Origin of the sequence: Marinobacter alkalisoli (genome assembly GCF_045449855.1) — a bacterium.
Classification (GTDB): domain Bacteria; phylum Pseudomonadota; class Gammaproteobacteria; order Pseudomonadales; family Oleiphilaceae; genus Marinobacter.
Genome location: NZ_JBJJLC010000031.1, coordinates 112,424 through 134,034 on the forward strand (window position 1 = coordinate 112,424; position 21,611 = coordinate 134,034).

General features: G+C 57.8%; 21 protein-coding genes. 5 read left to right on the forward strand and 16 right to left on the reverse strand.

The window, feature by feature from the left end:
- Positions 1-43: 43 nt before the first annotated feature.
- From rnhB to ACJO5Y_RS13435, 16 genes are all read right to left on the reverse strand, one after another.
- The gene (gene rnhB / locus ACJO5Y_RS13360; RefSeq protein WP_406987843.1) at positions 44-721 is read right to left on the reverse strand and encodes a ribonuclease HII; all 678 of its coding nucleotides are present in this window, start codon (positions 719-721) and stop codon (positions 44-46) included.
- Positions 718-1,896, reverse strand: coding sequence for a lipid-A-disaccharide synthase (gene lpxB, locus ACJO5Y_RS13365; RefSeq protein WP_406987845.1), 1,179 nt, complete (start codon positions 1,894-1,896; stop codon positions 718-720). Before lpxB ends, rnhB begins: the two co-directional genes overlap by 4 nt.
- Before the next feature lie 17 nt (positions 1,897-1,913).
- On the reverse strand, positions 1,914-2,705 hold the full coding sequence (gene lpxA, locus ACJO5Y_RS13370; RefSeq protein WP_406987847.1) for an acyl-ACP--UDP-N-acetylglucosamine O-acyltransferase: 792 nt from the start codon (positions 2,703-2,705) through the stop codon (positions 1,914-1,916).
- Entirely contained in the window at positions 2,705-3,142 is a 438-nt protein-coding gene (gene fabZ / locus ACJO5Y_RS13375; protein ID WP_406987848.1) for a 3-hydroxyacyl-ACP dehydratase FabZ, read from the reverse strand. The genes lpxA and fabZ overlap by 1 nt, the downstream gene beginning before the upstream one ends.
- A gap of 11 nt (positions 3,143-3,153) precedes the next feature.
- Entirely contained in the window at positions 3,154-4,179 is a 1,026-nt protein-coding gene (gene lpxD, locus ACJO5Y_RS13380; RefSeq protein WP_406987849.1) for a UDP-3-O-(3-hydroxymyristoyl)glucosamine N-acyltransferase, read from the reverse strand.
- A 63-nt stretch (positions 4,180-4,242) separates the two neighbouring features.
- The gene (locus ACJO5Y_RS13385) at positions 4,243-4,740 is read right to left on the reverse strand and encodes an OmpH/Skp family outer membrane protein (protein ID WP_406987851.1); all 498 of its coding nucleotides are present in this window, start codon (positions 4,738-4,740) and stop codon (positions 4,243-4,245) included.
- A gap of 44 nt (positions 4,741-4,784) precedes the next feature.
- The gene (gene bamA, locus ACJO5Y_RS13390) at positions 4,785-7,103 is read right to left on the reverse strand and encodes an outer membrane protein assembly factor BamA (RefSeq protein WP_406987852.1); all 2,319 of its coding nucleotides are present in this window, start codon (positions 7,101-7,103) and stop codon (positions 4,785-4,787) included.
- A gap of 43 nt (positions 7,104-7,146) precedes the next feature.
- The gene (gene rseP, locus ACJO5Y_RS13395; RefSeq protein ID WP_406987853.1) at positions 7,147-8,496 is read right to left on the reverse strand and encodes an RIP metalloprotease RseP; all 1,350 of its coding nucleotides are present in this window, start codon (positions 8,494-8,496) and stop codon (positions 7,147-7,149) included.
- A 53-nt stretch (positions 8,497-8,549) separates the two neighbouring features.
- Positions 8,550-9,725 carry a 1-deoxy-D-xylulose-5-phosphate reductoisomerase gene (ispC, locus tag ACJO5Y_RS13400; protein WP_406987855.1) on the reverse strand — a complete coding sequence of 392 codons (1,176 nt, stop codon included), beginning with the start codon at positions 9,723-9,725 and terminating at the stop codon, positions 8,550-8,552.
- Positions 9,726-9,733: 8 nt separating this feature from the next.
- On the reverse strand, positions 9,734-10,573 hold the full coding sequence (locus ACJO5Y_RS13405; protein ID WP_406988016.1) for a phosphatidate cytidylyltransferase: 840 nt from the start codon (positions 10,571-10,573) through the stop codon (positions 9,734-9,736).
- A 22-nt stretch (positions 10,574-10,595) separates the two neighbouring features.
- Positions 10,596-11,366 carry a polyprenyl diphosphate synthase gene (uppS, locus tag ACJO5Y_RS13410; RefSeq protein ID WP_406987857.1) on the reverse strand — a complete coding sequence of 257 codons (771 nt, stop codon included), beginning with the start codon at positions 11,364-11,366 and terminating at the stop codon, positions 10,596-10,598.
- Between the two features lie 67 nt (positions 11,367-11,433).
- Positions 11,434-11,991 carry a ribosome recycling factor gene (frr, locus tag ACJO5Y_RS13415; RefSeq protein ID WP_406987858.1) on the reverse strand — a complete coding sequence of 186 codons (558 nt, stop codon included), beginning with the start codon at positions 11,989-11,991 and terminating at the stop codon, positions 11,434-11,436.
- A gap of 72 nt (positions 11,992-12,063) precedes the next feature.
- Positions 12,064-12,792 carry a UMP kinase gene (gene pyrH, locus ACJO5Y_RS13420; protein WP_406987859.1) on the reverse strand — a complete coding sequence of 243 codons (729 nt, stop codon included), beginning with the start codon at positions 12,790-12,792 and terminating at the stop codon, positions 12,064-12,066.
- Positions 12,793-12,981: 189 nt separating this feature from the next.
- Positions 12,982-13,851: a translation elongation factor Ts gene (tsf, locus tag ACJO5Y_RS13425; protein WP_406987860.1), complete on the reverse strand. Its 870-nt coding sequence runs from the start codon at positions 13,849-13,851 to the stop codon at positions 12,982-12,984.
- 89 nt (positions 13,852-13,940) lie between these two features.
- A complete protein-coding gene (gene rpsB / locus ACJO5Y_RS13430; RefSeq protein WP_406987861.1) occupies positions 13,941-14,693 on the reverse strand; it encodes a 30S ribosomal protein S2 in 753 nt (250 codons plus the stop codon).
- Between the two features lie 170 nt (positions 14,694-14,863).
- Positions 14,864-15,724 (reverse strand): SMP-30/gluconolactonase/LRE family protein, encoded by an 861-nt coding sequence (locus tag ACJO5Y_RS13435; protein ID WP_406987863.1) that lies wholly within the window; start codon positions 15,722-15,724, stop codon positions 14,864-14,866.
- A gap of 119 nt (positions 15,725-15,843) precedes the next feature.
- Between ACJO5Y_RS13435 and ACJO5Y_RS13440 the strand changes: the two genes are divergently transcribed.
- From ACJO5Y_RS13440 to ACJO5Y_RS13460, 5 genes are read left to right on the forward strand one after another with little or no spacing between them, the layout of a single operon-like run.
- Positions 15,844-16,617 carry a helix-turn-helix transcriptional regulator gene (locus tag ACJO5Y_RS13440; protein WP_406987865.1) on the forward strand — a complete coding sequence of 258 codons (774 nt, stop codon included), beginning with the start codon at positions 15,844-15,846 and terminating at the stop codon, positions 16,615-16,617.
- A 34-nt stretch (positions 16,618-16,651) separates the two neighbouring features.
- The gene (gene map, locus ACJO5Y_RS13445) at positions 16,652-17,422 is read left to right on the forward strand and encodes a type I methionyl aminopeptidase (RefSeq protein ID WP_406987866.1); all 771 of its coding nucleotides are present in this window, start codon (positions 16,652-16,654) and stop codon (positions 17,420-17,422) included.
- On the forward strand, positions 17,423-20,068 hold the full coding sequence (locus tag ACJO5Y_RS13450; protein ID WP_406987867.1) for a [protein-PII] uridylyltransferase: 2,646 nt from the start codon (positions 17,423-17,425) through the stop codon (positions 20,066-20,068).
- Positions 20,065-21,267 (forward strand): succinyldiaminopimelate transaminase, encoded by a 1,203-nt coding sequence (gene dapC, locus ACJO5Y_RS13455; protein WP_406987869.1) that lies wholly within the window; start codon positions 20,065-20,067, stop codon positions 21,265-21,267. Before ACJO5Y_RS13450 ends, dapC begins: the two co-directional genes overlap by 4 nt.
- The gene (locus ACJO5Y_RS13460; RefSeq protein ID WP_406987871.1) at positions 21,264-21,611 is read left to right on the forward strand and encodes an ArsC family reductase; all 348 of its coding nucleotides are present in this window, start codon (positions 21,264-21,266) and stop codon (positions 21,609-21,611) included. The genes dapC and ACJO5Y_RS13460 overlap by 4 nt, the downstream gene beginning before the upstream one ends.

Genomic DNA, 21,611 nt, shown 5'->3' on the forward strand with positions numbered 1-21,611 from the left:
CCGAATCAACGTGCGCGTATCTTAAGGATTAGCCCCGTACCTGTCAATCGATATTTTCAAACAGATCGCCCGGATATACCAGCGTTTCCGGGGTGGCCTGCTCATACATGCCCACCTGATCAATGGCTTCCTGCACTGGCCGGAACGACCGCCGGTGATGAACCGTCGCACCGAGGCGATTAAGCGCCTCCAGATGAACCGGTGTGGGATAGCCTTTATGACGGGCCAACTCATAACCGGGGAACTGCTTGTCCAGTTCGGCCATCTCGCGGTCGCGTACCACCTTTGCGATGATGGATGCCGCGCTGATCGCCTCGACACGGCTATCCCCTTTAACCACCGGCTCAGAAGGCCAGCGCCATTTGGGGCAGCGGTTTCCATCAACGAGCACGTACTCCGGCTCAACAGCCAGGCCAGCGACCGCCCTTTCCATCGCCACCATAGTGGCCTGGTAGATGTTCAGGCGATCGATCTCATCCGCTTCGGCACGCCCGAGACTCCAGGCGGCCGACTTCTCGATAATTTCTTCGTACAGAGCTTCTCTGCGCTTCTCTGTGAGCTTTTTGGAGTCCGCCAGCCCCGCTATCGGGCGTTCCGGGTCCAGGATCACCGCTGCAGTTACAACCGCCCCAATCAATGGTCCCCGTCCGACTTCGTCGACACCCGCAAGACGCGAGCCGGAGTAATGACACTGGAACGGGGGTAATGGGGGTTTACTCAAGATGATCGCTCCAGCAGTTCGGAGATGGCGTCCGCCGCTTTTTCATCCGCATTCTGGCGGAGTTGCAGATGCAGCTCGGTGAATGCCTCGGTCAGGCGGGTTCGTTCATCCTCGTTCTCGAGGCGCTCCAGCACTGCAGCTCCCAGAGCCTCAGGGGTAGCATCATCCTGAAGCAACTCCGGCACCAGCGGCTCACGGGCCAACAGATTGGGAAGTGCGACATGAGGCACCTTGACCAGGTGGGATAGCAGCTTGTAACTGAAATTGCTTAGCCGGTAGCCGACCACCATCGGCTTTTTCAGCAACATGGCTTCGAGGGTCGCGGTGCCCGACGCCAGCAGCACCACATCGGACGCCGCCATTACTTCCCTGGACCGCCCCCGGACAATGGTCACCGGCAAAGCAACCTCGAGGGATTCCACCAAGCCCTGAACCTGCCGTTCGCGGTCGCGGTTGATGCAGGGAATGACCAGTTGGAGATCCGGACGGGATGCCTGTATCCAGCGGGCTGCGGCCAGAAACAGGCTGCCGAGGCGCTCCACTTCCCCGCCACGGCTGCCCGGCAATATCGCCAGCACCGGCTTGTTCTCGTCCAGCCCGAGAGAGCGGCGGGCACCCGCGGTGTCCGGCTCCATCGGAATACGATTGGCGAGCGGGTGCCCCACAAAAGCAACCGGCACATCGTGCTCTTCGTAGAATCGGGCCTCGAAGGGAAACAGGGTCAGCATCAGATTCACGGATTTCGCAATCTTGAAGATGCGCTTCTGCCGCCACGCCCAGACCGAGGGGCTGACGTAGTGAACCGTGGGAATACCAGCATCGCGGCAGCGGCGCTCGACACCGAGGGTAAAATCCGGGGAATCGATACCGATGACCACATCCGGTGGCGTGGTCAGGAAATAGTCCATCAGGCGTGCGCGGATACTGAACAGCTCGCGAATGCGGCCCAGAACCTCAACCAGCCCCATCACCGACAATCGCTCCATCGGCACCAGGGAGTGGAAACCGGCGGCCTCCATCTCTTCCCCGCCGATACCGACAAAACGGGCCCGGGGGTACCGGGTACGCAGGGCACGGATCAGCCCGGCACCCAGTATGTCCCCCGATGCTTCGCCAGCAACGATGCCAAATGTGATTGGTCGGTCGCTAATGACCCTGGAAGGGGGATGGTCCATCACCTGTCCGGGCCCGACTATCGGATAATGCCGCGGTGAGCACCACGAAGGGAATCAATGAGTGGACGCATCTCGTCCATATCCGGGTAGGACTTCTCCAGCTCTTCCACAGCCTGCTCTGTCGTCAAGCCCTGCCGGTAAATAACCTTATAAGCCCTGCGCAGGGTCATCAGTACATCCTTGCTGAAACCACGGCGTCGCAGGCCTTCCACGTTCATACCGTGGGGAGCCGCAGACTGGCCACTGGCCATGACATAGGCCGGGATATCCTTGAGTACGATGCTGCCCCCGGCCGCCATGCTATGCGGACCGATGTGACAGAACTGGTGGACCATGGTGCCACCACCGAGAATAGCCCAGTCGCCAACGGTGACGTGCCCTGCCAGGGTCGCGCAGTTGGCGAGTATGGTGTTGTCACCAACCGTGCAATCGTGGGCCACGTGGACGTATGCCATCAGCAGGTTGCCGCTGCCAATGCGGGTTTCGCCGCGATCCTGAACCGTGCCGCGGTGAATAGTGCAGTTTTCCCGGATTACGTTGTCATCACCGATCACCAGGGTGGTCGGCTCGCCGGCGTATTTCTTGTCCTGACACTCTTCTCCGATACTGGAGAACTGGAAAATGCGGTTGTTCCGGCCAATAACCGTAGGCCCTTTGACCACCACATGGGAGAGAATTTCTGTGCCCTCTCCTATTTCCACATCGGGGCCGATGTAGCTCCACGGACCAACGGTTACGTTATCCGCCAGTCTGGCTGATGGGTCTACAATCGCTTGAGGATGGACACCCGACCAGTCATTTGTCGCCATCAAACTTCTCTCTCAGCGGTCAATATGTCGGCCACGCAGACGACTTCACCATCGACCAGTGCCCGGCACTCAAATTTCCAGATTCCGCGCTTGCCAGAGATGAAGGTCGATTCCATACAGAGTCGGTCTCCTGGCACTACGGGGCGCTTGAAACGCACCTTACTGGACCCAGCCAGATATTGTACCACGCCATCCGACGGTTTCCGTTCAACCGTCACAAAACCAAGAACCCCCGAAAGCTGCGCCATAGCTTCTATAATCAGCACTCCGGGCATGATCGGCTTGTGCGGAAAATGGCCCGTAAAGAATGGTTCGTTGAAAGAAATGTTCTTATATCCCTTGATGGATTTACCCTTCTCGATTTCGGTAACCCGATCAACCAGCAAAAACGGGTATCTGTGGGGCAAATATTCCTGAATTTCTTCAATATACATCATCTTTAACGGCCTCAGCCTTCTGATTTCTTTTCCAGTTCTTTAAGCCTTCGCGCCATGGCGTCCAGCTGTCGAAAGCGAACTGCGTTTTTGCGCCACTGGCGATTCTTGTCGGCACTGGTGCCGGAAGAATACACGCCCGGCTCCCGGATATCACCGGTAACCAGAGTCATCCCTGTGAGATGCACCTGGTCGGCAATCTCAAGGTGCCCGGCGACCCCGGACGCGCCGCCAAACACACAATGGCTGCCGATGCGGGTACTGCCTGCAATCCCGACCATGGCCGCCATGGCGCTGTGATCGCCGATGCGTACGTTGTGGGCGATCTGTATCAGGTTATCCAGCTTGACGCCGTTGCCAATCACCGTGTCGTCCAGAGCACCGCGATCAATCGTGGTGTTGGCGCCCACCTCCACATCGTCACCCAGAACAACCTTGCCGATCTGGGCGATTCGGTGCCAGGCGCCCTTTTCATTGGCAAAACCAAAGCCGTCGGACCCGACCACCGCCCCACTAAGGATATGGCAACGCTGCCCCACGATGATGTCGTGAGCCAGGGTTACCCGGGGGCGTAATACGGTCTGACTTCCGATACGGCATCGGGCGCCAACAATGGAGCCGGCTCCGATAATCACATGATCCCCGATCTCCGCTTCCGCTTCGATCACGACCTGGGGACCAACGGCCGCAGTGTCGGAAATCCTTGCAGACGGATCCACCACCGCAGACGGATGAATGCCGGGCTGCTGGCGGGGCGCTGGATCAAACCAGTGACTGAGGCGAGCGTACCCGAGATAGGGATTGTCCAGTAACAGGACATTGGTCGGAGAATCGCCAGCCGCCGCCGGCGACAGGATGACGGCCGAGGCTTGGGTTTCTTTCAGGTATCGACCGTAGGAAGGATTGGCCAGGAAGGAGATCTGCCCTGGCGTAGCCGCCTGCAGCGTGGCAACACCATGAATCTGCGCATCCGGATCCCCCTTGAGCTCCGCCCCCAGTTCGGCAGCAATGTCCCCCAGCCGGTAACAACGTTCTGTCATCACTTACTCCACAAGGTAAGACGGCCTGGCGCCGAATGGCACACCAGGCCGGCGCCGGCCTGATCAGCGGTTCAGCTTGTCCAGCAGCTCGTCCGTCAGGTTCATTTCCGGCTTCACGTAGACCACGGCCTCGCTGGGGAGAATCAGGTCCAGGTCGTGTTCCTCAAGAAGCTCCTGAACGGCGCTATCGACACTCGGGCGGGCATTTTCCAGGAAGGACTGTTTACGACTGGCCACGGTGGAATCCAGGCGCTGCTTGAGGAAGTTGAATTCCTTCACTTTCTCCTGGAATTCGGTGGTCAGTTGGCTACGCTCGGATTCGTTCATCATTGCGCCATCCTTTTCCAGACGGTCCTTCAGGTTTCTCGCCGCCTCCTGGGCCTGGCGCACTTCGGCCTCATCATCAGCGAAATCTCTCTGGAGACTTTCACTGAATGTTTTTGCCTCGTTTGAAGAAAACAGGGCCTGACGAAGATCCACAACACCTATACGGGTCTCGGCCGCTGCCGGGAAAGACACGGCCAGCGCCAGCAGGGCGGCCATTGCTGCAAATCGAAACATGGTATTTCTCCTCTATATCTTTCTTTTTCTACATCGTCCACTGATCAGAAGGTCTGCCCCAGTGAGAACTGGAAGATCTGTGTTTCGTCACCGCTCTTATCGTTCAGTGGCTTGGCCAGACTGAAAGCCAACGGACCAACGGCGGTGATCCACTGGAATCCGACACCCGCTGACACCCGTAATTCGTTCGCAGCAGGTTCAAAATCCCGATCCGGATCAAACACCTGACCGGCATCCACAAAGAACGCCGTGCGCATGGAGCGGCTATCTCCAGCAAACGGAGTCGGGAAGATCAGCTCCAGACTGCCCTCCGTCAAGACGCTACCACCGAACGGGTCCGGGTCTGACAGATCATTGGGGCTGTTTGTCGCCCTCGGCCCGAGGGAATTCGCTTCGAATCCACGGACCGAGCCATAGCCGCCGGCATAGAAATGCTCATAAAACGGCATGACGTCACGGCCACTGTATCCATCACCATACCCCACTTCCGTGCGCGCCCGCACGACCCAGGTCTGGTTTTCGTTCAGGGGCTGGTAGAAGTCGGTTTTGTGGGTGAGCTTATAGAAGGTCAGATCACTCCCGGGAACGGCCACATCACCGGACAGGGAATGACTGTAACCATCGCTGGGCAGCACGCCACGGTTCAGGGTGCTGCGGCGCCAGGAACCAAACAGGAAGTAGTTGTTGAAATTATTCCCTTCCTCGGCAATGAAATCCCGCACTTCCTGGGAAGTAAAGGTACCGCTTTTGACCTTGGACAGAGTGTACCCAACCCCGAAGTTCAGGCGGGTAATGCTGTCGGTCGGATACCCGAAGGTAAGCCGGCCACCGTACTCATCCAGCAGGTAGGAGGAAATATCCTGTTCTTCGAAATCCGTTTCCCGGGCAAATACACTGAAGCCACGGCTAACGCCATCGACCGTGTAGTAGGGATCGGAATAGGAGAAATTGGCACTCTTGATGGAATCACTGACGTTGACGCCAAACGAAACCCGCTTGCCACTGCCGAAGAAATTGTTCTCTGAGACATTCGCGCCCAGAATCACGCCCGACGCCTGGGAGAAACCAACCGATGCAGAGAGGCTACCCGTGGGCTGCTCAGCAACGGAGTAGTTCACATCCACCATGTCATCCGTTCCGGGCACCGGAGTAGTTTCGACATCCACGGTCTGGAAGAAACCCAACCGCTCCAGTTTGGTCTTGGAGTATTCGATTCGATCCGTGGAAGCCACGCCGCCTTCCATCTGGGTCATTTCCTGGCGCAGGACTTCGTCCCGGGTAGACACGTTGCCCTCGAAGTTGACCCGGCGGACATAGGCGCGCTTTCCGGGTTCAACGTAGAATGTGACCGAGGCGGTATTGTCTTCGCCCGGTTCCGGCACCGCATTAACGTTGGCAAAGGCATAGCCCTCGCGACCCAGGCGCCGCGACAGACGCTCGGACACAGCCGTCATCGTCGAGCGGGAGAACACATCCCCTTCCTCGATCGTGATGAGTTCGCGCAACTCTTCCTCATCGACGATCAGCTCGCCCCGAAGCTGGACGTCAGACACCGTGTACTGAGGCCCCTCGTTAAGCGCAATCGCAATGAAGACCTGTTTCTTGTCAGGTGAGATTGATACCTGACTGGACTCCACGTTGAAGTCCAGATAACCACGGTCCAGGTAGAACGATCTCAGGGTCTCCAAGTCACCGCTAAGCCGCTCCCGCGCATACTTGTCGGCATTGGTGATGGAATTCCACCAGCTGCTGGTCCTGAGTTCAAACAGATCCAGCAACTCCTCATCATTGAAGTTTTCGTTGCCAATGATATTCATGTGCTGAATGGCCGCCACATCGCCTTCGTTGATATCGAGCTTGATGGCGACCCGGTTGCGGGGTAACTCTTCGGCGGTTGCCTTCACCCGGGCGTTGTAACGGCCCTGACTGATGTAAGAACGAAGAATCTCAAGCTCAAGGCGTTCCAGCGTGGCACGACGGAAGACCTGCCCCTCTTCAAGACCGGCTCCGGACAATGCATCCAGAAGCATATCCGTTTCAATATTCTTGTTGCCGTCGATTTCAATGGAGGTAATGGAAGGCCGCTCCAGGACCGTCAGGATCAAAACGCCACCGTCCCGGCTTGCCTCAATATCCGTGAACAGACCCGTCCGGAACAGATCTTTGATCGCCCCGGCAAGCTCGGCTTCGTCCACCGGCTCCCCGATGTCGACCGGAAAGGCGGAAAAAACGGTACCTGCGGATACCCGTTGTAATCCCTCTACCTCAATATCGGAAACCGTAAATTCGTCAGCATGCGCTGAACTCATGCCGGTACCGGCAATTGCCAGACCTATGGCTACACCTAGAAGAGAACGTCTCATTCAGTCATTTCGCCTGTTAATGCGCGTAAGGAGCTCGCAATTCTCACAACCGCATCAGGTCGTTGTAAAGAGCAAACACCATTAATGTGAGAATCAATGCCATACCAATTCGTAATCCAAGCGCCTGAGCCTGCTCGGAAAGCGGCTTACGGCGAATCGCCTCGATGGTGTAATAAATGATATGGCCACCATCCAGAACCGGTATCGGCAACAGGTTGAGCACCCCCAGGCTTACGCTCAGGTAAGCCAGGAAGCGGATAAAGTCCTCGAAGCCGGAACTGACACTGGCTTCCGCGACCCGGGCAATCGTAATAGGGCCACTGAGGTTGGTGGGCGACAACAGCCCGGTAACCATCTTCTTGATGGCAACCAGCGTCAACCGGGTATCCGCCCAGGTTTCACTGACCGCATTGGGCACGGCCGCAACAGGCCCGAACCGTACGTCCCGCAGCACTTCGTCCGGCCAGCTTACCTGGGCCACACCGGCGCCCACAAAGCCAATTTTCTCGCCGCTTTCCGTGGTTTTCGATTCCGGCGTTACCTGCAAGTCCAGGTGTTCACCCTGACGCTCAACGGTTACCGCCAGGGTTGAGGCCGGTGAGGCGCGGATGATGTCCACCAGCTCAAACCAGCCCTCAACGGGCTGCCCTTCCACGGCAACCACGCGATCTCCGGGTTGCAAACCAGCAGCTTCGGCGGCACCGCCACTGACTATTTCATCCAGTACAGCGGGAATGGCCGGTCGCCAGGGCTCGATGCCGAACGCCCCCAGGGGATCGGGCCTGCTGTCCTGCAAGCGCCAGCCATCGAGGGATGTGGATAGTTCGCCACGACTGCCATTACGACTGACCACCAGAGCAACGCTGCTGTGCTCCCCGGCTCGCTCCAGCAGCCGCATGTTAATATCTCGCCAGGACGTTACCCTGTGACCATCCACCTCGTGGATTTCCATTCCCTCAACCAGACCCATGCGTTCCGCAACGCTATCCGGCTTCACGTCGCCTACGATGGGAGCCACGGCGGTAAAGCCGACCACGCTCAACAACCAGTACGCGGCTATGGCGAAGAGAAAATTCGCTATCGGTCCGGCGGCTGCGATCGCAATACGCTGTGACGGCGGCTTGGAGGTGAACGCCTGGTCACGCAGCTCCTCGGGAACGGGCCCTTCCCGCTCATCGAGCATTTTGACGTAGCCACCCAACGGAATCGCGGCTATCGCGAATTCAGTGCCATGGCGGTCGTACCAGGAAAACATGGGCTTCCCGAAACCGACGGAGAAGCGAAGCACCTTGACCCCACAGCGTCTGGCCACCCAGAAATGGCCAAACTCATGAAGGGTCACCAGTATGCCCAGCGTTAAAGCCAGTGCAAGAACGGTTTGAACTATGTGCATAGTGCTCTCGATAGTTGGCGATTATCCCGACGGACCGGTCCGGTAGCGATAACTCAGACCGTCAGCAATCGTATCTGTTCCCGGGCGAACCCGCGGGCTTCCGCATCTTTTGCAAAAATGGTATCGAAACTGTCGGCGGACACCACCTCGGTCGCCGTCAGGGTGCGCTCTATAATAACGGGGATATCAGTGAAGCAAAGGTCGCCCGCCAAAAAAGCCGCCACCGCCTCTTCATTAGCGGCATTCAGCACTGCCGGTGCAGTCCCGCCGGACTGAAAGGCCTCCGCAGCCAGGCGCAGACAGGGAAACCGGATCATATCCGGACGCTCGAAATGGAACCGGCCTATGGCAAACAGGTCCAGCGGCGCTACGCCGGCATCAATGCGTTCTGGCCAGGCCAGGCCGTTGGCAATCGGTGTGCGCATATCGGGGCTGCCCAGCTGGGCCAGAACCGATCCATCGGCATATTCAACCATCGAATGGATGATACTTTCCGGGTGGACATGCACTTCAATCCGCGTCGGATCGGTATTGAACAGCCAGCACGCTTCGATCAGCTCCAGCCCCTTGTTCATCAGGGTAGCGGAGTCAACGGAGATTTTCCGCCCCATGGACCAGTTGGGGTGGGCGCAGGCCTGTGACGGAGACACGCTCTTCAGCTCGTCTTCGGAATGCTGCCGAAAGGGCCCGCCGGACGCCGTGAGCAGAATACGCGTGATACCGGCGCCATCGGGATCACGCACCCGGTCCGCTGGCATGCACTGGAAAATCGCGTTGTGCTCACTGTCGATTGGCAGCAACTCAGCACCGGACTCGGCCACCGCGTCCATAAACAGCCGACCGGACATGACCAGGGCTTCCTTGTTGGCCAGCAGAACGCGCTTTCCAGCCCGCACGGCGGAAAGCGTTGGCGGAAGGCCGGCAGCGCCGACAATAGCCGCCATGACCGTATCCACTTCATCCGAACAGGCAACCTGGCACAGTCCCGCCTCTCCGCCAAGGACGATTGTCGGCAGTTCCGAAATGGCATCCGCCAGCCGGCTGGCGGCGGCGTTGTCGGCCATGACGGCATAGGCGGGCCGGAACTCGCGACACAGTATCACCATGTCCTCAACCCGGGTGCTGGCCGTGAGGGCGTGAATCCGGAAGCGGTCCGGGTGGCGACGAATCACATCCAGCGTGCTCCGACCAATCGACCCGGTGGCTCCAAGGATGGTTACATGGCGCATAATTTCACTCACCAGTGGCCAGCCGTCAGCCAGCCAACCTGAGTAATGATCAGGGCAAAAACGGGAATGGCGGCCGTAAGGCTGTCAATCCGGTCCATGATACCACCATGGCCAGGAAGCAGTTGACTGCTGTCCTTTATGCCGCGAAAACGCTTGAGCATACTTTCCAGGAGATCTCCCAACACTGAGACCAGCCCCGTCACCAGACTGGCAATCACCAGCATCAGCGTCTGGTCCATGGGCGCGGAAGCCAGCTGACTCACGATCACCGCGAATACCGCAACCGCCACCAGGCCGCCCCAGACACCCGCCCAGGATTTTCCGGGGCTCACTCGTGGGGCCAACTTGGCCTTGCCGAACGCCCGGCCCGCGAAATAGGCGCCAATATCGGCAACCCAGACAACGCAGAAAACAAACAATATGACCAGCAAGTTGTTGGCAACATCACCGAACTGAAACGATCCTGTCCGCAGATGGTTCAACCCCACCCAGGCCGGAACCAGCACCAGCAGCCCCATCACGGCGCGAACAGGCAACCCGCCCCAGCGCTCGGATCCGGCCGGGTAACTGCGAACCATCAGGAAACAGATGAACCACCAGATAACAGCCAGCCAGAGCACGGCAACAGCGGACACATTGAGCAACCCGTACATAACGGCGGCAGTCACCGCTGCGTAGACCACGCGAGCCAGCTGGGAGGTCATGCCCGACATGTTGGCCCATTCCCAGGCACCGATGGTGATAATGGCACCGGTAAACAGGGCAAAGCCGAGCGGTGGCAGAAAGAAGATGCCGCCAATGGCAATCGGGGCAAGGATAAGCGCAGTTATGATTCTGGTTTTTAGCACAATAGAGTTCGCTGTCTTGTCGTTATTTTTCCGGCTGGCGACTGGCAATCTGGTCATCGGTCTGGCCAAACCGCCGCTGCCGGCCGGCATAGGCCTTCAGCGCCTCCCTCATTTCGTCCTCAAGGAAGTCGGGCCAGTAAACCGGTGAAAAGTACAGCTCGGTGTACGCCAGGTGCCAGAGCATGAAATTGCTGATGCGCTGCTCGCCCGCCGTGCGGATCATCAGGTCCGGCATGGGCAGGTCGCCAATGGAGAGATGTTGCTGAATCAGGCCATCGGTCACATCCGACGGTTCCAGCCCCCCTGCCCGGACCTTTTCCGCAACCTGCCTGGTTGCCTGCGTGATATCCCAGTGACCGCCATAGTTGGCGGCAATGACCAGGGTCATCAGGGTGTTATTGCGGGTCAACGCTTCCGCCTTTTCCATATGTTCCTGCAGCGCAGGACTGAAGGCGGTCCGGTCACCGATGATCCGGAGCCGGATGTTGTTACGATGAAGCTTCTTGACCTCCCGCTCCAATGCAAACAGGAACAGGCGCATCAAGGCAGAGACTTCGTCTTTGGGACGTCGCCAGTTTTCGCTTGAGAAGGCAAACAGGGTCAGCACCTCCACCCCCTCGCGGGCGCAGGTCTCCACGACAGCTTTCACCGCATTCACGCCCGCCTTGTGGCCGGCCACCCCTGTCAGCTGGCGCGCTTTCGCCCAGCGGTTATTACCATCCATGATAATGGCCACATGCCGGGGCCGACTGTCAGCCGACACCGGAATCTCTGCGGATACAGTTTCCGTCATGAAGTCCCCTGCTCAGCCAACGGGTGGACGCCGGCTAATCGTTGTGTCCGAATAAGACCCGACTGAATCAGACAGCCATCAAGTCTTCTTCTTTTCCCTTGAGCATCTTTTCAATGTCGGCGATGTAGCGATCCGTCAGCTTCTGAATCTCTTCCTCGCCCTTACGCTCCTCGTCTTCGTTGATTTCCTTCTCTTTGAGCAGTTCTTTCAACATGGAGTTGGCGTCACGACGAGCGTTACGGATAGAGACCCGACCGTGCTCGGCATCGGCTTTTGCCTGCTTGACCATTTCCTTACGGGTTTCTTCGGTCAGCATCGGCATCGGAACACGAATGATATCGCCGCTGGTGGCAGGGTTCAGCCCCAGATCCGACGTCATGATGGCTTTTTCAATCGTCGGCACGAGGTTCTTTTCCCAGGGCGATACCGTCAGTGTACGGTTGTCTTCGACGTTCACGCTCGCAATCTGCTTCAACGGCGTTTCCTGGCCATAGTAGTTCACCATGACGCTGTCGAGAATGGCAGGATGGGCACGGCCTGTGCGGATTTTGTTGAAGGCTGAGTGGAGAGCATCAACGCTCTTTTTCATTTTCGTCTCAGCTTCGGATTTGATGTCGTTGATCACTAGAGCATCCTCAATTCGTTATTCATGTCAGTCCGTTTTCCGGCCAGCCTGATGCGGGCCGGATCAACCACGTTATTCGATCAGTGTACCTTCTTTTTCGCCGGTCACGATGCGTGTCAGCGCACCCGGGCGATTCATATCGAACACCCGCAGCGGCATACCGTGATCCCGGGCCAGGCAGATCGCAGTCAGATCCATCACGCCCAGCTTCTTGTCCAGCACTTCGTCATAGGTCAGATGGTCGTATTTTTCTGCAGACGAGTCGAGATAGGGGTCCGCCGAATAGACACCATCCACCTTGGTCGCCTTCAGGACCGCATCCGCCTCGATCTCGATACCACGCAGACAGGCAGCGGAATCAGTGGTAAAGAAGGGGTTACCCGTGCCGGCGCAGAAAATCACCACATCACCGTCTTTCAGGTCACGCACTGCGCGACGGCGATCATAGTGCTCAACGATGCCGCTCATGGGAATGGCCGACATGACACGGGTACGGATATTCGAGCGCTCAAGCGCGTCGCGCATAGCCAACCCGTTCATCACGGTTGCCAGCATCCCCATGTGGTCGCCGGTTACCCGATCCATGCCCGCGGCATTCAGGGCAGCGCCACGGAACAGGTTACCGCCACCGATAACCAGGCCTACCTGAACACCAATACCGATCAGGGCGCCGATTTCCAGTGCCATGCGGTCAAGAACTTTGGGATCAATACCGAAATCGTGCTCGCCCATCAGGGCCTCGCCACTGAGCTTGAGCAGAACACGCTTGTATCTGGGCTGGGTTTTCGATGATGTCGGCATGGTGATCCCCTTTTCGTCTGTTGGCTGCTATCTGGCGCGACAAGCTTCGCAGGCTTGTATCTGACATACTCCTCAATAAAAAGGGGTATCTCAGATACAAGCCCGCCACGAGAGCCAGGTCACCCCAGCCAACGTGGCAGACTCAGGTGGCGCTGCAACCACAGGGGGTCGCAGCGCCAAACAGAAGGATCAGGCCTTGCCTGTGCCGGCTGCAGCAGCAACCTCGGCAGCAAAGTCCACTTCTTCCTTCTCAATACCTTCACCAACTTCCAGGCGAACAAAACCGACCAGCTCACCGCCAGCGGACTTGATCAGCTCACCCACGGTCTGGTCAGGGTTCTTGACGAAAGGCTGCTCAACAAGGCTGTTTTCCTTGAGGAACTTCTTGATGCGGCCGCCCATCATCTTCTCGACGATTTCGGCAGGCTTGCCTTCCATATCCGGCTGGGCCTTGATGACGTCTTTTTCTTTCTCGAGCTCTTCGGCAGGCATGTCTTCCGGCTTGCCAACCCGCGGGTTAACAGCGGCAGCGTGCATGGCGATGTCACGGGCAACTTCAGAGTCGCCAGCGGTCAGGGCCACAACGGAAGCGATCTTGTTGTTGCTGTGGACATAGCCACCGACAACCGGACCTTCAACCTTAACGAGGCGACGTACAGTGATGTTCTCACCGATCTTCTGAACCAGCGCTTCACGCTTGGCTTCCAGATCGCCGTCCATCAGTTTGGCTACGTCGGTCTCACCCTTTTCGAAGGCAACGTCCAGAACATCGCTGGCGAAGCTGATGAAGTTGTCATCACGGGCAACGAAGTCGGTCTCGGAGTTGACTTCCAGGATGAAAGCAACGGTGTTGTCGTCAGAAATCTTGATCAGAGATACGCCTTCAGCGGCAGTACGACCCGCCTTTTTGGCGGCTTTCAGGCCAGAAGACTTGCGCAGCTCTTCAATCGCAGTATCAACACTGCCATCAGCTTCTACCAGTGCTTTCTTGCACTCCATCATGCCAAGGCCGGTACGCTCACGCAGCTCTTTAACCATTGCAGCGGTAATTGCAGCCATGTTCAATCCTCTTGTTCCGAATTCGGTGGGAAGGTGTGCCCGGGGTTAATCACGGGCACACCCGACATCTCAAATCTGAAGGGAAAACATTACTCAGCGGCTGGAGCAGCACCTTCAGCATCTTCGCTGACTTCAACAAACTCGTCAGCGCCGGCACCGGCAGACTGGGTCGCATCGATGCAGGTATCGGCAACAGCCTTCACGTAAATCTGGATAGCGCGAATGGCGTCATCGTTGCCCGGGATTACGTAATCAACACCGTCAGGATCGCTGTTGGTATCAACAACACCGATAACAGGAATGCCCAGCTTGTTGGCTTCCTTGATGGCGATGCGCTCGTGGTCCACGTCGATCACGAACAGTGCGTCCGGCAGGCCGCCCATGTCCTTGATACCACCGATGGAACGCTCGAGCTTGTCCATCTCACGGGTACGCTCAAGGGCTTCTTTCTTGGTCAGCTTGTCGAAAGTACCGTCCTGACTCTGGGCTTCCAGGTCACGGTAGCGACGGATCGACTGACGGATGGTCTTGTAGTTGGTCAGCATGCCACCCAACCAGCGGTGGTTTACGAAAGGCTGACCGGCGCGCTCGGCTTCTTCCTTCACGATTTTCGCTGCGGCACGCTTGGTGCCTACGAACAGAACCTTGTTCTTGTTCTCTGCCAGTTGCTGAACGAACTTGAGCGCGTCGTTCATGGCAGGAACAGTCTGTTCCAGGTTGATGATATGAATCTTGTTGCGGGCGCCGAAGATGAACTTCGACATTTTCGGGTTCCAGTAACGGGTCTGGTGACCGAAGTGAGCACCTGCCTTGAGCAGGTCACGCATATTTACCTGAGCCATGATATTTACCTTTTTAGCTTCGGGTTAGTCCTCCACGCGTCCGATTGACCCAACCATTCCCCTTAAAACAGGAGACGGCACCCTGGGACAACGTGTCGACACGTGTGTGAATTTGCCGGATTTGTTTCCAGCGGGCGCGTTTATACCATAAAAACGCACCCTGATGCCATCTATTTCAGCATCCGAACAGCCCGCACCTCGCCATCGAACATGTACGGCAGATAGAGCACATCGCCCGCGGCGCCAATGTCCGCCACGCCCGGGGCCAGCTCGGCGGCGACAGTGCCCTGGCCGTCAGCTGTGATCCGGAACAGGCGACCGTTCATCCAGTCGTTGGCCAGCAGCTGATCCCCTATTCTGGCCACACCATCCAGGTTACCCAGCCTTTCGCCACCGGCCACCCGGGTCAGCGCCTTGTCCTGAAAGCCAATACGCAACAGGCTTCCGGCCTCCTCGGTACTGAAGTCGGCAGCAATCGGCGCTCCCCAGCCTGCGACCAACAAGGAATCTTCATCGGCCAACACGCCGTTGGGATGCATCAGGCGCTCATCCTCAAGCCAAAGGGTCAAGGCCTCACCATCATAGCGATAGATGGCATTCCCCATCATGTCGGACACGTAGACGTCACCATCATCGCTGACGGACACATCGTTAAGGAACTGGGCCTGCGGCGGGAAAAACTGTTCCAGAACCTCGCCGCTGACCAAGTCGATAACCAGGAAACGATCAATATCGGTGACAAACAGCTGTCCTCCCTGAATCCCCATGCCTTTGGGGGCATTCAGTCCGTTGACCCAGTGCTTATCAATAACCTGGCCATCGTTCGACAGTTTGGAGATATAGCCCTGGGCGTTCTTTTCACCAGGCTGGCCATGGATACTGGATACGTAGAGATGCGCGCCATCGGCGTCTGACACCACCGATTCCGGCTGGTCGAATCCGGATTGCACCCACATCACTTCGGGATCCCCCTGCGCCAGGCCGGGTATCGCCAGTGCCAGGGTTAAAACGGGTAGGGTTTTCTTCATCATATAAGCCTCCATTGCTTTCAAGTGCCTCTGAAACCCTAGCGCCAACAATCCGACCTTGATACCAAAAATACATCAGGTATCTTTATTTGATACCCACCATTCCATACCGGTATCAGGTCATGTCAAAAGAACTGTTCACCCGCCTGAAGACCGCGCTCAAGGCCCGCGGGTTAACCTATGCCGACATCGCCGAACGGTTAGACGTGTCGGAAATCACCATCAAGCGCCTGTTTGCAGAGCAGGATTGCAAGCTCAGCCGACTCAACGCCATCTGTCGCGCCGCTGGCCTGCAACTGCATGAACTGGTTGAGGCGACAGGGCAAAACCCTGCGCCTCCCAACCGGCTCAGCGGCGAGCAGTCCCGCGCCTTATCTGCCAATCGCTCGCTGCTTTCGGTATTCCTGTTGCTCCTGAACCGGTATGAGCCAACCCGGATCCAGGCGATCTACCAGCTCACCGATCAAACCCTGTATCAATACCTTAGATCCCTTGAGCAGCTGCAATTGATCCAACTGACCGACAACCGCGACTTGAAGCTGCTGATCGAACCGCCCGTTGACTTCCTGGCGGACAAGAATCTCGACCAGGAGATTCGCAAGATTAATGCGGACTTCCTGAACTGGGTGTTTAACCACCGCCACCGTACCGGCTACCAGTTTGAATCAGTGACCCGTCATATGAGCCGGGCCAGTGCGGAAGAGATACACCGGGACATTTCTGAACTGAATGACAAAATCAAACACCTGGCCCGGAGGGACCATCTGCTCATGCCTGAAATGGAGCTGACCGGCTACAAACTCTCCTGCGCCTTTGGCCTGACGCCCTTCGACCAGCTTTTCTCGGTTCGGGCGCAGGATGTCCCCGAGCTTGTCCCCTCGGTCCAGCATCCCTAGAATAACGGTTTGGTATTGATCAACAGGAAGCCCAATGCAGGTATCAATCAAAACTCCGGAAGAAATCGAGAAGATGCGCGTCGCAGGCCGTCTGGCCGCTGAAGTTCTTGAAATGATCGGGGAGCACATCAAGCCCGGCGTTTCCACCGAAGAACTGGACCGCATCTGTCACGACTATATTGTCAATGTGCAAAAAGCGATTCCGGCCCCTCTGAACTACAAGGGTTTCCCAAAATCTGTTTGCACCTCCGTCAATCACGTTATCTGTCATGGCATCCCCTCAGAGAAAAAGGTGCTGAAGGACGGAGACATCATGAACATTGATGTGACCGTTATAAAGGACGAGTACCACGGTGACACCAGCAAGATGTTTATTGTCGGCAAGCCCAAGCCGGGCACCGAACGGCTGATAAACATTACCCAGGAATGCCTCTATAAAGGCATTGAACTGGTCAAGCCGGGCACTCGACTGGGCGATATCGGCCATGTGATTCAGCAGCACGCGGAGAAGCACCGCTACTCGGTGGTCCGGGATTACTGCGGACACGGCATTGGCAAGGTCTTCCATGAAGACCCCCAGGTCATGCATTACGGCAAGCCCGGTACCGGCATGGAACTGCAGGAAGGCATGACCTTTACCATTGAACCGATGATCAACCAGGGCAAGTATCACACGAAACTGTTGCCGGATGGCTGGACCGTGGTCACCAAGGACCACAAACTGTCGGCCCAGTGGGAACACACCCTCCTGGTCACGGCCGACGGTTGCGACGTTCTGACAAAACGTACGGAAGAGTCTTTCTAGGTGGACCGAAGCGAACTCGAAACCCGCATCAGCAACGATGACTCGCCCGTCGTCGCCGCCCGCGAATTATTGCGGGGGCGGTACAACGCCGATGCGGAGGCGTTCCGCCAGGGGGCGGATGTCAGGGCCCTGGTCCATTCCCGGGCCGACACGGTGGATACCACCCTGCGGCTGATCTGGAACCGCTATCCATTCTCAACTTCCACCGACATCTCCCTGGTTGCGGTTGGCGGCTACGGTCGCGGCGAGCTTCACCCTCACTCAGACGTCGACCTGCTGATACTGACTCGCAACGGCATCCGGAAGGAGTGGCAGGAGGACCTCGGGGCCTTTATTACCCTGCTCTGGGACCTGAAGCTGGACATCGGCCACAGCGTCCGCAGTATCGAGGAGAGCAAAGCCGCTGCCCGGGAAGACATCACCATCCTCACCAACCTGCTGGAAACCCGCACCATCGCGGGCCCCGACGAGCTACGGGAAACCCTGAGCGAGCAGGTCTATGCCGATGATGTCAGCTCTGATCGTGAGTATTTCATTGCCAAACGGGAAGAGCAGCAGCAACGCCACAACAAGTACGGTGACACCGAATACAACCTGGAGCCCAACGTCAAAGGCTCGCCAGGCGCGCTGCGCGACATCCAGACCATTGGCTGGATCACCAAGCGCCATTTCGGACTGCAGAACATCGCCGACCTGACCCGCTTCAGCATCCTGACCGAGGAAGAGCACCAGATCCTTTTCCAGGGTGAGACTTTCCTCTGGCGCCTGCGGTATGGCCTGCAACTGATCGCCGACCGTAACGAAAACCGCCTGCTGTTCGACCATCAGCGAGCCCTGGCGGAAATGCTGGGCTACCAGGACGAGGGCAAGCGACTGGGCGTCGAGCTGATGATGCAGTCGTACTACCGCACCGTGCTGGCCCTGGCGGAGCTGGCCGATGTCATTCTCCAGTACTACGACGAAGCGATTCTTGGCGCCGGCGATGCCGATGACATACAGCCCCTGAACAAACGCTTCCAGATTCGTAACCGATATATCGAAGCGGTGAACAATCAGGTCTTCGCCTACGCGCCCTACTCCATCATGGAGATCTTCGTGCTGATGGCACAGCACCCGGAAATCAAGGGCATACGGGCCACCACCATTCGCTCCCTGCGGGCGCACCGCCACTTGATTGACGATGCCTTCCGCTCGGACCTTGCGGTTACTTCCCTGTTCATGGAATTGCTGAGGACGCCCCACGCGCTGGACCAGACCCTGTCCGCCATGAAGAAATACAACGTGCTGGGCCGCTACCTGCCGGAATTTGGTCAGATCATCGGGCAGATGCAGCACGACCTGTTCCATATCTACACCGTGGATGCCCATACCATGAGGGTCATCCGCAATATGGCTCGGCTGACCAGCCCGGAGGCGCGAACAGAGTACCCGCTGGCCTCCCGGCTGATTCATCGCCTGCCGAAACTGGAAACCCTGTTTATCTCAGGCCTTTATCACGATATTGCAAAGGGCCGGGGCGGCGACCATTCGGAGCTGGGCGCGATTGATGCCGAAGACTTTTGCGCGCGGCATCACCTCAGTGAGCGTGACACCCAACTGGTGTCCTGGCTGGTGGAAAATCACCTGCTGATGTCCATGACCGCACAGCGCAAGGACATTTCCGATCCGGACATTATCCACGCCTTCGCGCAATCGGTTCCCAGCCAGGCGCATCTGGACTATCTGTACGTACTCACGGTTTGCGACATCAGCGCCACCAACCCCAAGCTCTGGAATACCTGGCGCGCCTCACTCTTGCGCCAGCTCTACATCGAAACCAAGCGAGCACTGCGCCGGGGCACAGAAACCCCGGTGGATCGCCAGGAGTGGGTGCGGGCCACACAGTCCGAAGCCCGAGAGATTCTGCATGCCCAGAATATGACTGACGAGCAGATCGACAGCATCTGGGACACCCTGGACGAAGACTATTTCCTCCAGGACTCCACCGTGGATATCGCCTGGCAGACCGCGGCCATCATTCGCCATGGCGACAATCCCGACCCACTGGTGCTGATTCGCGATACCCGTGGCGGACCGACAGACGGCTATTCCCAGATCATCATCTACATGCGGGACCGCGTTGCTCTTTTCGCCGCGACCACGGCTGTGCTGGAACAGCTCAACCTCAACATCGTCGACGCACGGATCAGCTCCAGTGAGAGCCCATACTCCATAAGCTCATACGTGGTACTGGATGAAAAGGGCAAGCCCCTGGGCATTGACCCGGCCCGCAAGAAGCGCGTACGCCAACGGCTTATAGAGGAGCTGGATGATCCCGAGGATTACCCCGACATCATCCATCGCCGTACTCCCCGGCAGCTCAAGCACTTCTCCTTCCCCACGGAAGTCACCTTGTCCAATGACACCATCAATCAGCGCACGGTGATTGAAGTCATCACTCCGGACCGGCCCGGGTTGCTGGCACGGGTAGGCCAGGTTCTGCTTGAGCATCGCGTCAGACTGACCAACGCCAAAATCGCCACCCTGGGGGAGCGCGTGGAAGACGCCTTCTTCGTTACCAACGAGCAGGGCGAGCAAATCAGTGACCCTGCCATCTGTCAGGCCCTGCAGGAAGACCTTCGTACAATGCTGGACGACACTCAATGAATCCCAATCTGGACCGACTACACCCTTACCCGTTTGAGAAGCTGACCAAACTGAAAGCTGGCATTTCCGTGCCCGAGCACCTGGCGCCTATTTCGCTGGGTATTGGCGAGCCCAAACACCCGTCGCCGGCCTTCGTAAAACAGGTCATCGCTGACAATCTAGGCAAGCTGGCCAATTATCCCACCACCAAAGGCACCGACGAACTGCGGCAAGCCATCAGCCGATGGGCAACCCGCCGCTTCGACCTGCAGCCCGGCAGCCTGTCCGCCAGCGACAACATTGTTCCGGTCAATGGCACCCGTGAGGCCATTTTTTCCCTGGTTCAGGCTGTCGTCGATGCCAGCAAACCGGCCACTGTGGTCAGCCCGAACCCGTTCTACCAGGTCTACGAGGGTGCGGCTTTTCTCGCCGGCGCGACGCCCGTCTATCTGCCTTGCGACAGCAGCAACGGCTTTATCCCGGATTTCGACCAGGTACCCGATGACGTCTGGCAGGACTGCCAGGTGCTGTTTCTCTGCTCACCGGGCAATCCCAGTGGCGCCGTGGTGCCCCGCGAAACACTGATCAAAGTGATCGAACTGGCGGACCGCCACGACTTCATCGTTGCCTCGGACGAGTGCTATTCCGAACTCTACCCCGACGAATCCCGGCCGCCGGAAGGCCTGTTGCAAACCTGCGCAGCGATCGGTCGACACGACTTTTCCCGCTGCGTGGTTTTCCACAGCCTGTCCAAGCGCAGCAACCTGCCCGGGTTGCGCTCGGGCTTTGTTGCGGGTGACGCGGAGATCCTGAAAGGCTACCTGAAGTACCGCACCTATCACGGCTGCGCCATGCCCATCCACAATCAGCTGGCCAGCATCGCCGCGTGGCAGGATGAGGATCATGTGCGGGAAAACCGCGCCGCCTACCGTGCGAAGTTCGAAGCCGTGGTGCCCATCCTGCGGGAAGTCATGTCCGTCGATTTTCCGGATGCCGGTTTCTACCTCTGGCCCGAAACCCCGATGGATGACGAAACCTTCGCCAGGGACCTTTCCGCCCAGCAGAACGTTCATGTACTGCCGGGGCGTTACCTGTCCCGCACGGTTGATGGCCGCAACCCCGGCGAAAACCGGGTGCGCATGGCGCTGGTCGCGCCGCTGGAAGAGTGCGTCGAAGCTGCGAAACGCATCGTTGAATTTGTTAAGGCAAACAAGGCATGAAGATTTACGGCATCAAGAACTGCGATACGGTCAAGAAAGCCCGCAAGTGGCTGGATGAACAAGGCGTCTCCTACGATTTTCACGACCTCAAGAAAGACGGGCTGGATGGCACCCTACTCTCACGCCTGGAACAGTCTGTCGGCTGGGAGACCCTGCTGAACCGCCGGGGAACCACCTGGCGCAAACTTCCCGACGAGGTTCGTGATACCATTGATGCCCAATCCGCCCATGACGTCATGCTAGAGAACCCTTCCATCATTAAACGACCGGTGGTCGAGCACGAAGGGAACGTCAGCGTAGGCTTCAATGCCAACGAATGGGCCACCCGTTTTTCCCAAGAATGA

Excerpts from the sequence above, each read along its gene's own strand:
- map (WP_406987866.1), top strand. The coding sequence starts at position 16,652 with ATGCAGGTATCAATCAAAACTCCGGAAGAAATCGAGAAGATGCGCGTC.
- dapC (WP_406987869.1), top strand. The coding sequence starts at position 20,065 with ATGAATCCCAATCTGGACCGACTACACCCTTACCCGTTTGAGAAGCTG.
- tsf (WP_406987860.1), bottom strand. The coding sequence starts at position 13,851 with ATGGCTGCAATTACCGCTGCAATGGTTAAAGAGCTGCGTGAGCGTACC.
- rseP (WP_406987853.1), bottom strand. The coding sequence starts at position 8,496 with ATGCACATAGTTCAAACCGTTCTTGCACTGGCTTTAACGCTGGGCATA.
- ACJO5Y_RS13385 (WP_406987851.1), bottom strand. The coding sequence starts at position 4,740 with ATGTTTCGATTTGCAGCAATGGCCGCCCTGCTGGCGCTGGCCGTGTCT.
- pyrH (WP_406987859.1), bottom strand. The coding sequence starts at position 12,792 with ATGCCGACATCATCGAAAACCCAGCCCAGATACAAGCGTGTTCTGCTC.
- rpsB (WP_406987861.1), bottom strand. The coding sequence starts at position 14,693 with ATGGCTCAGGTAAATATGCGTGACCTGCTCAAGGCAGGTGCTCACTTC.
- lpxA (WP_406987847.1), bottom strand. The coding sequence starts at position 2,705 with ATGGCGACAAATGACTGGTCGGGTGTCCATCCTCAAGCGATTGTAGAC.
- ispC (WP_406987855.1), bottom strand. The coding sequence starts at position 9,725 with ATGCGCCATGTAACCATCCTTGGAGCCACCGGGTCGATTGGTCGGAGC.
- ACJO5Y_RS13440 (WP_406987865.1), top strand. The coding sequence starts at position 15,844 with ATGTCAAAAGAACTGTTCACCCGCCTGAAGACCGCGCTCAAGGCCCGC.
- bamA (WP_406987852.1), bottom strand. The coding sequence starts at position 7,103 with ATGAGACGTTCTCTTCTAGGTGTAGCCATAGGTCTGGCAATTGCCGGT.
- lpxB (WP_406987845.1), bottom strand. The coding sequence starts at position 1,896 with ATGGACCATCCCCCTTCCAGGGTCATTAGCGACCGACCAATCACATTT.
- ACJO5Y_RS13435 (WP_406987863.1), bottom strand. The coding sequence starts at position 15,724 with ATGATGAAGAAAACCCTACCCGTTTTAACCCTGGCACTGGCGATACCC.
- fabZ (WP_406987848.1), bottom strand. The coding sequence starts at position 3,142 with ATGATGTATATTGAAGAAATTCAGGAATATTTGCCCCACAGATACCCG.
- lpxD (WP_406987849.1), bottom strand. The coding sequence starts at position 4,179 with ATGACAGAACGTTGTTACCGGCTGGGGGACATTGCTGCCGAACTGGGG.
- uppS (WP_406987857.1), bottom strand. The coding sequence starts at position 11,366 with ATGACGGAAACTGTATCCGCAGAGATTCCGGTGTCGGCTGACAGTCGG.
- ACJO5Y_RS13460 (WP_406987871.1), top strand. The coding sequence starts at position 21,264 with ATGAAGATTTACGGCATCAAGAACTGCGATACGGTCAAGAAAGCCCGC.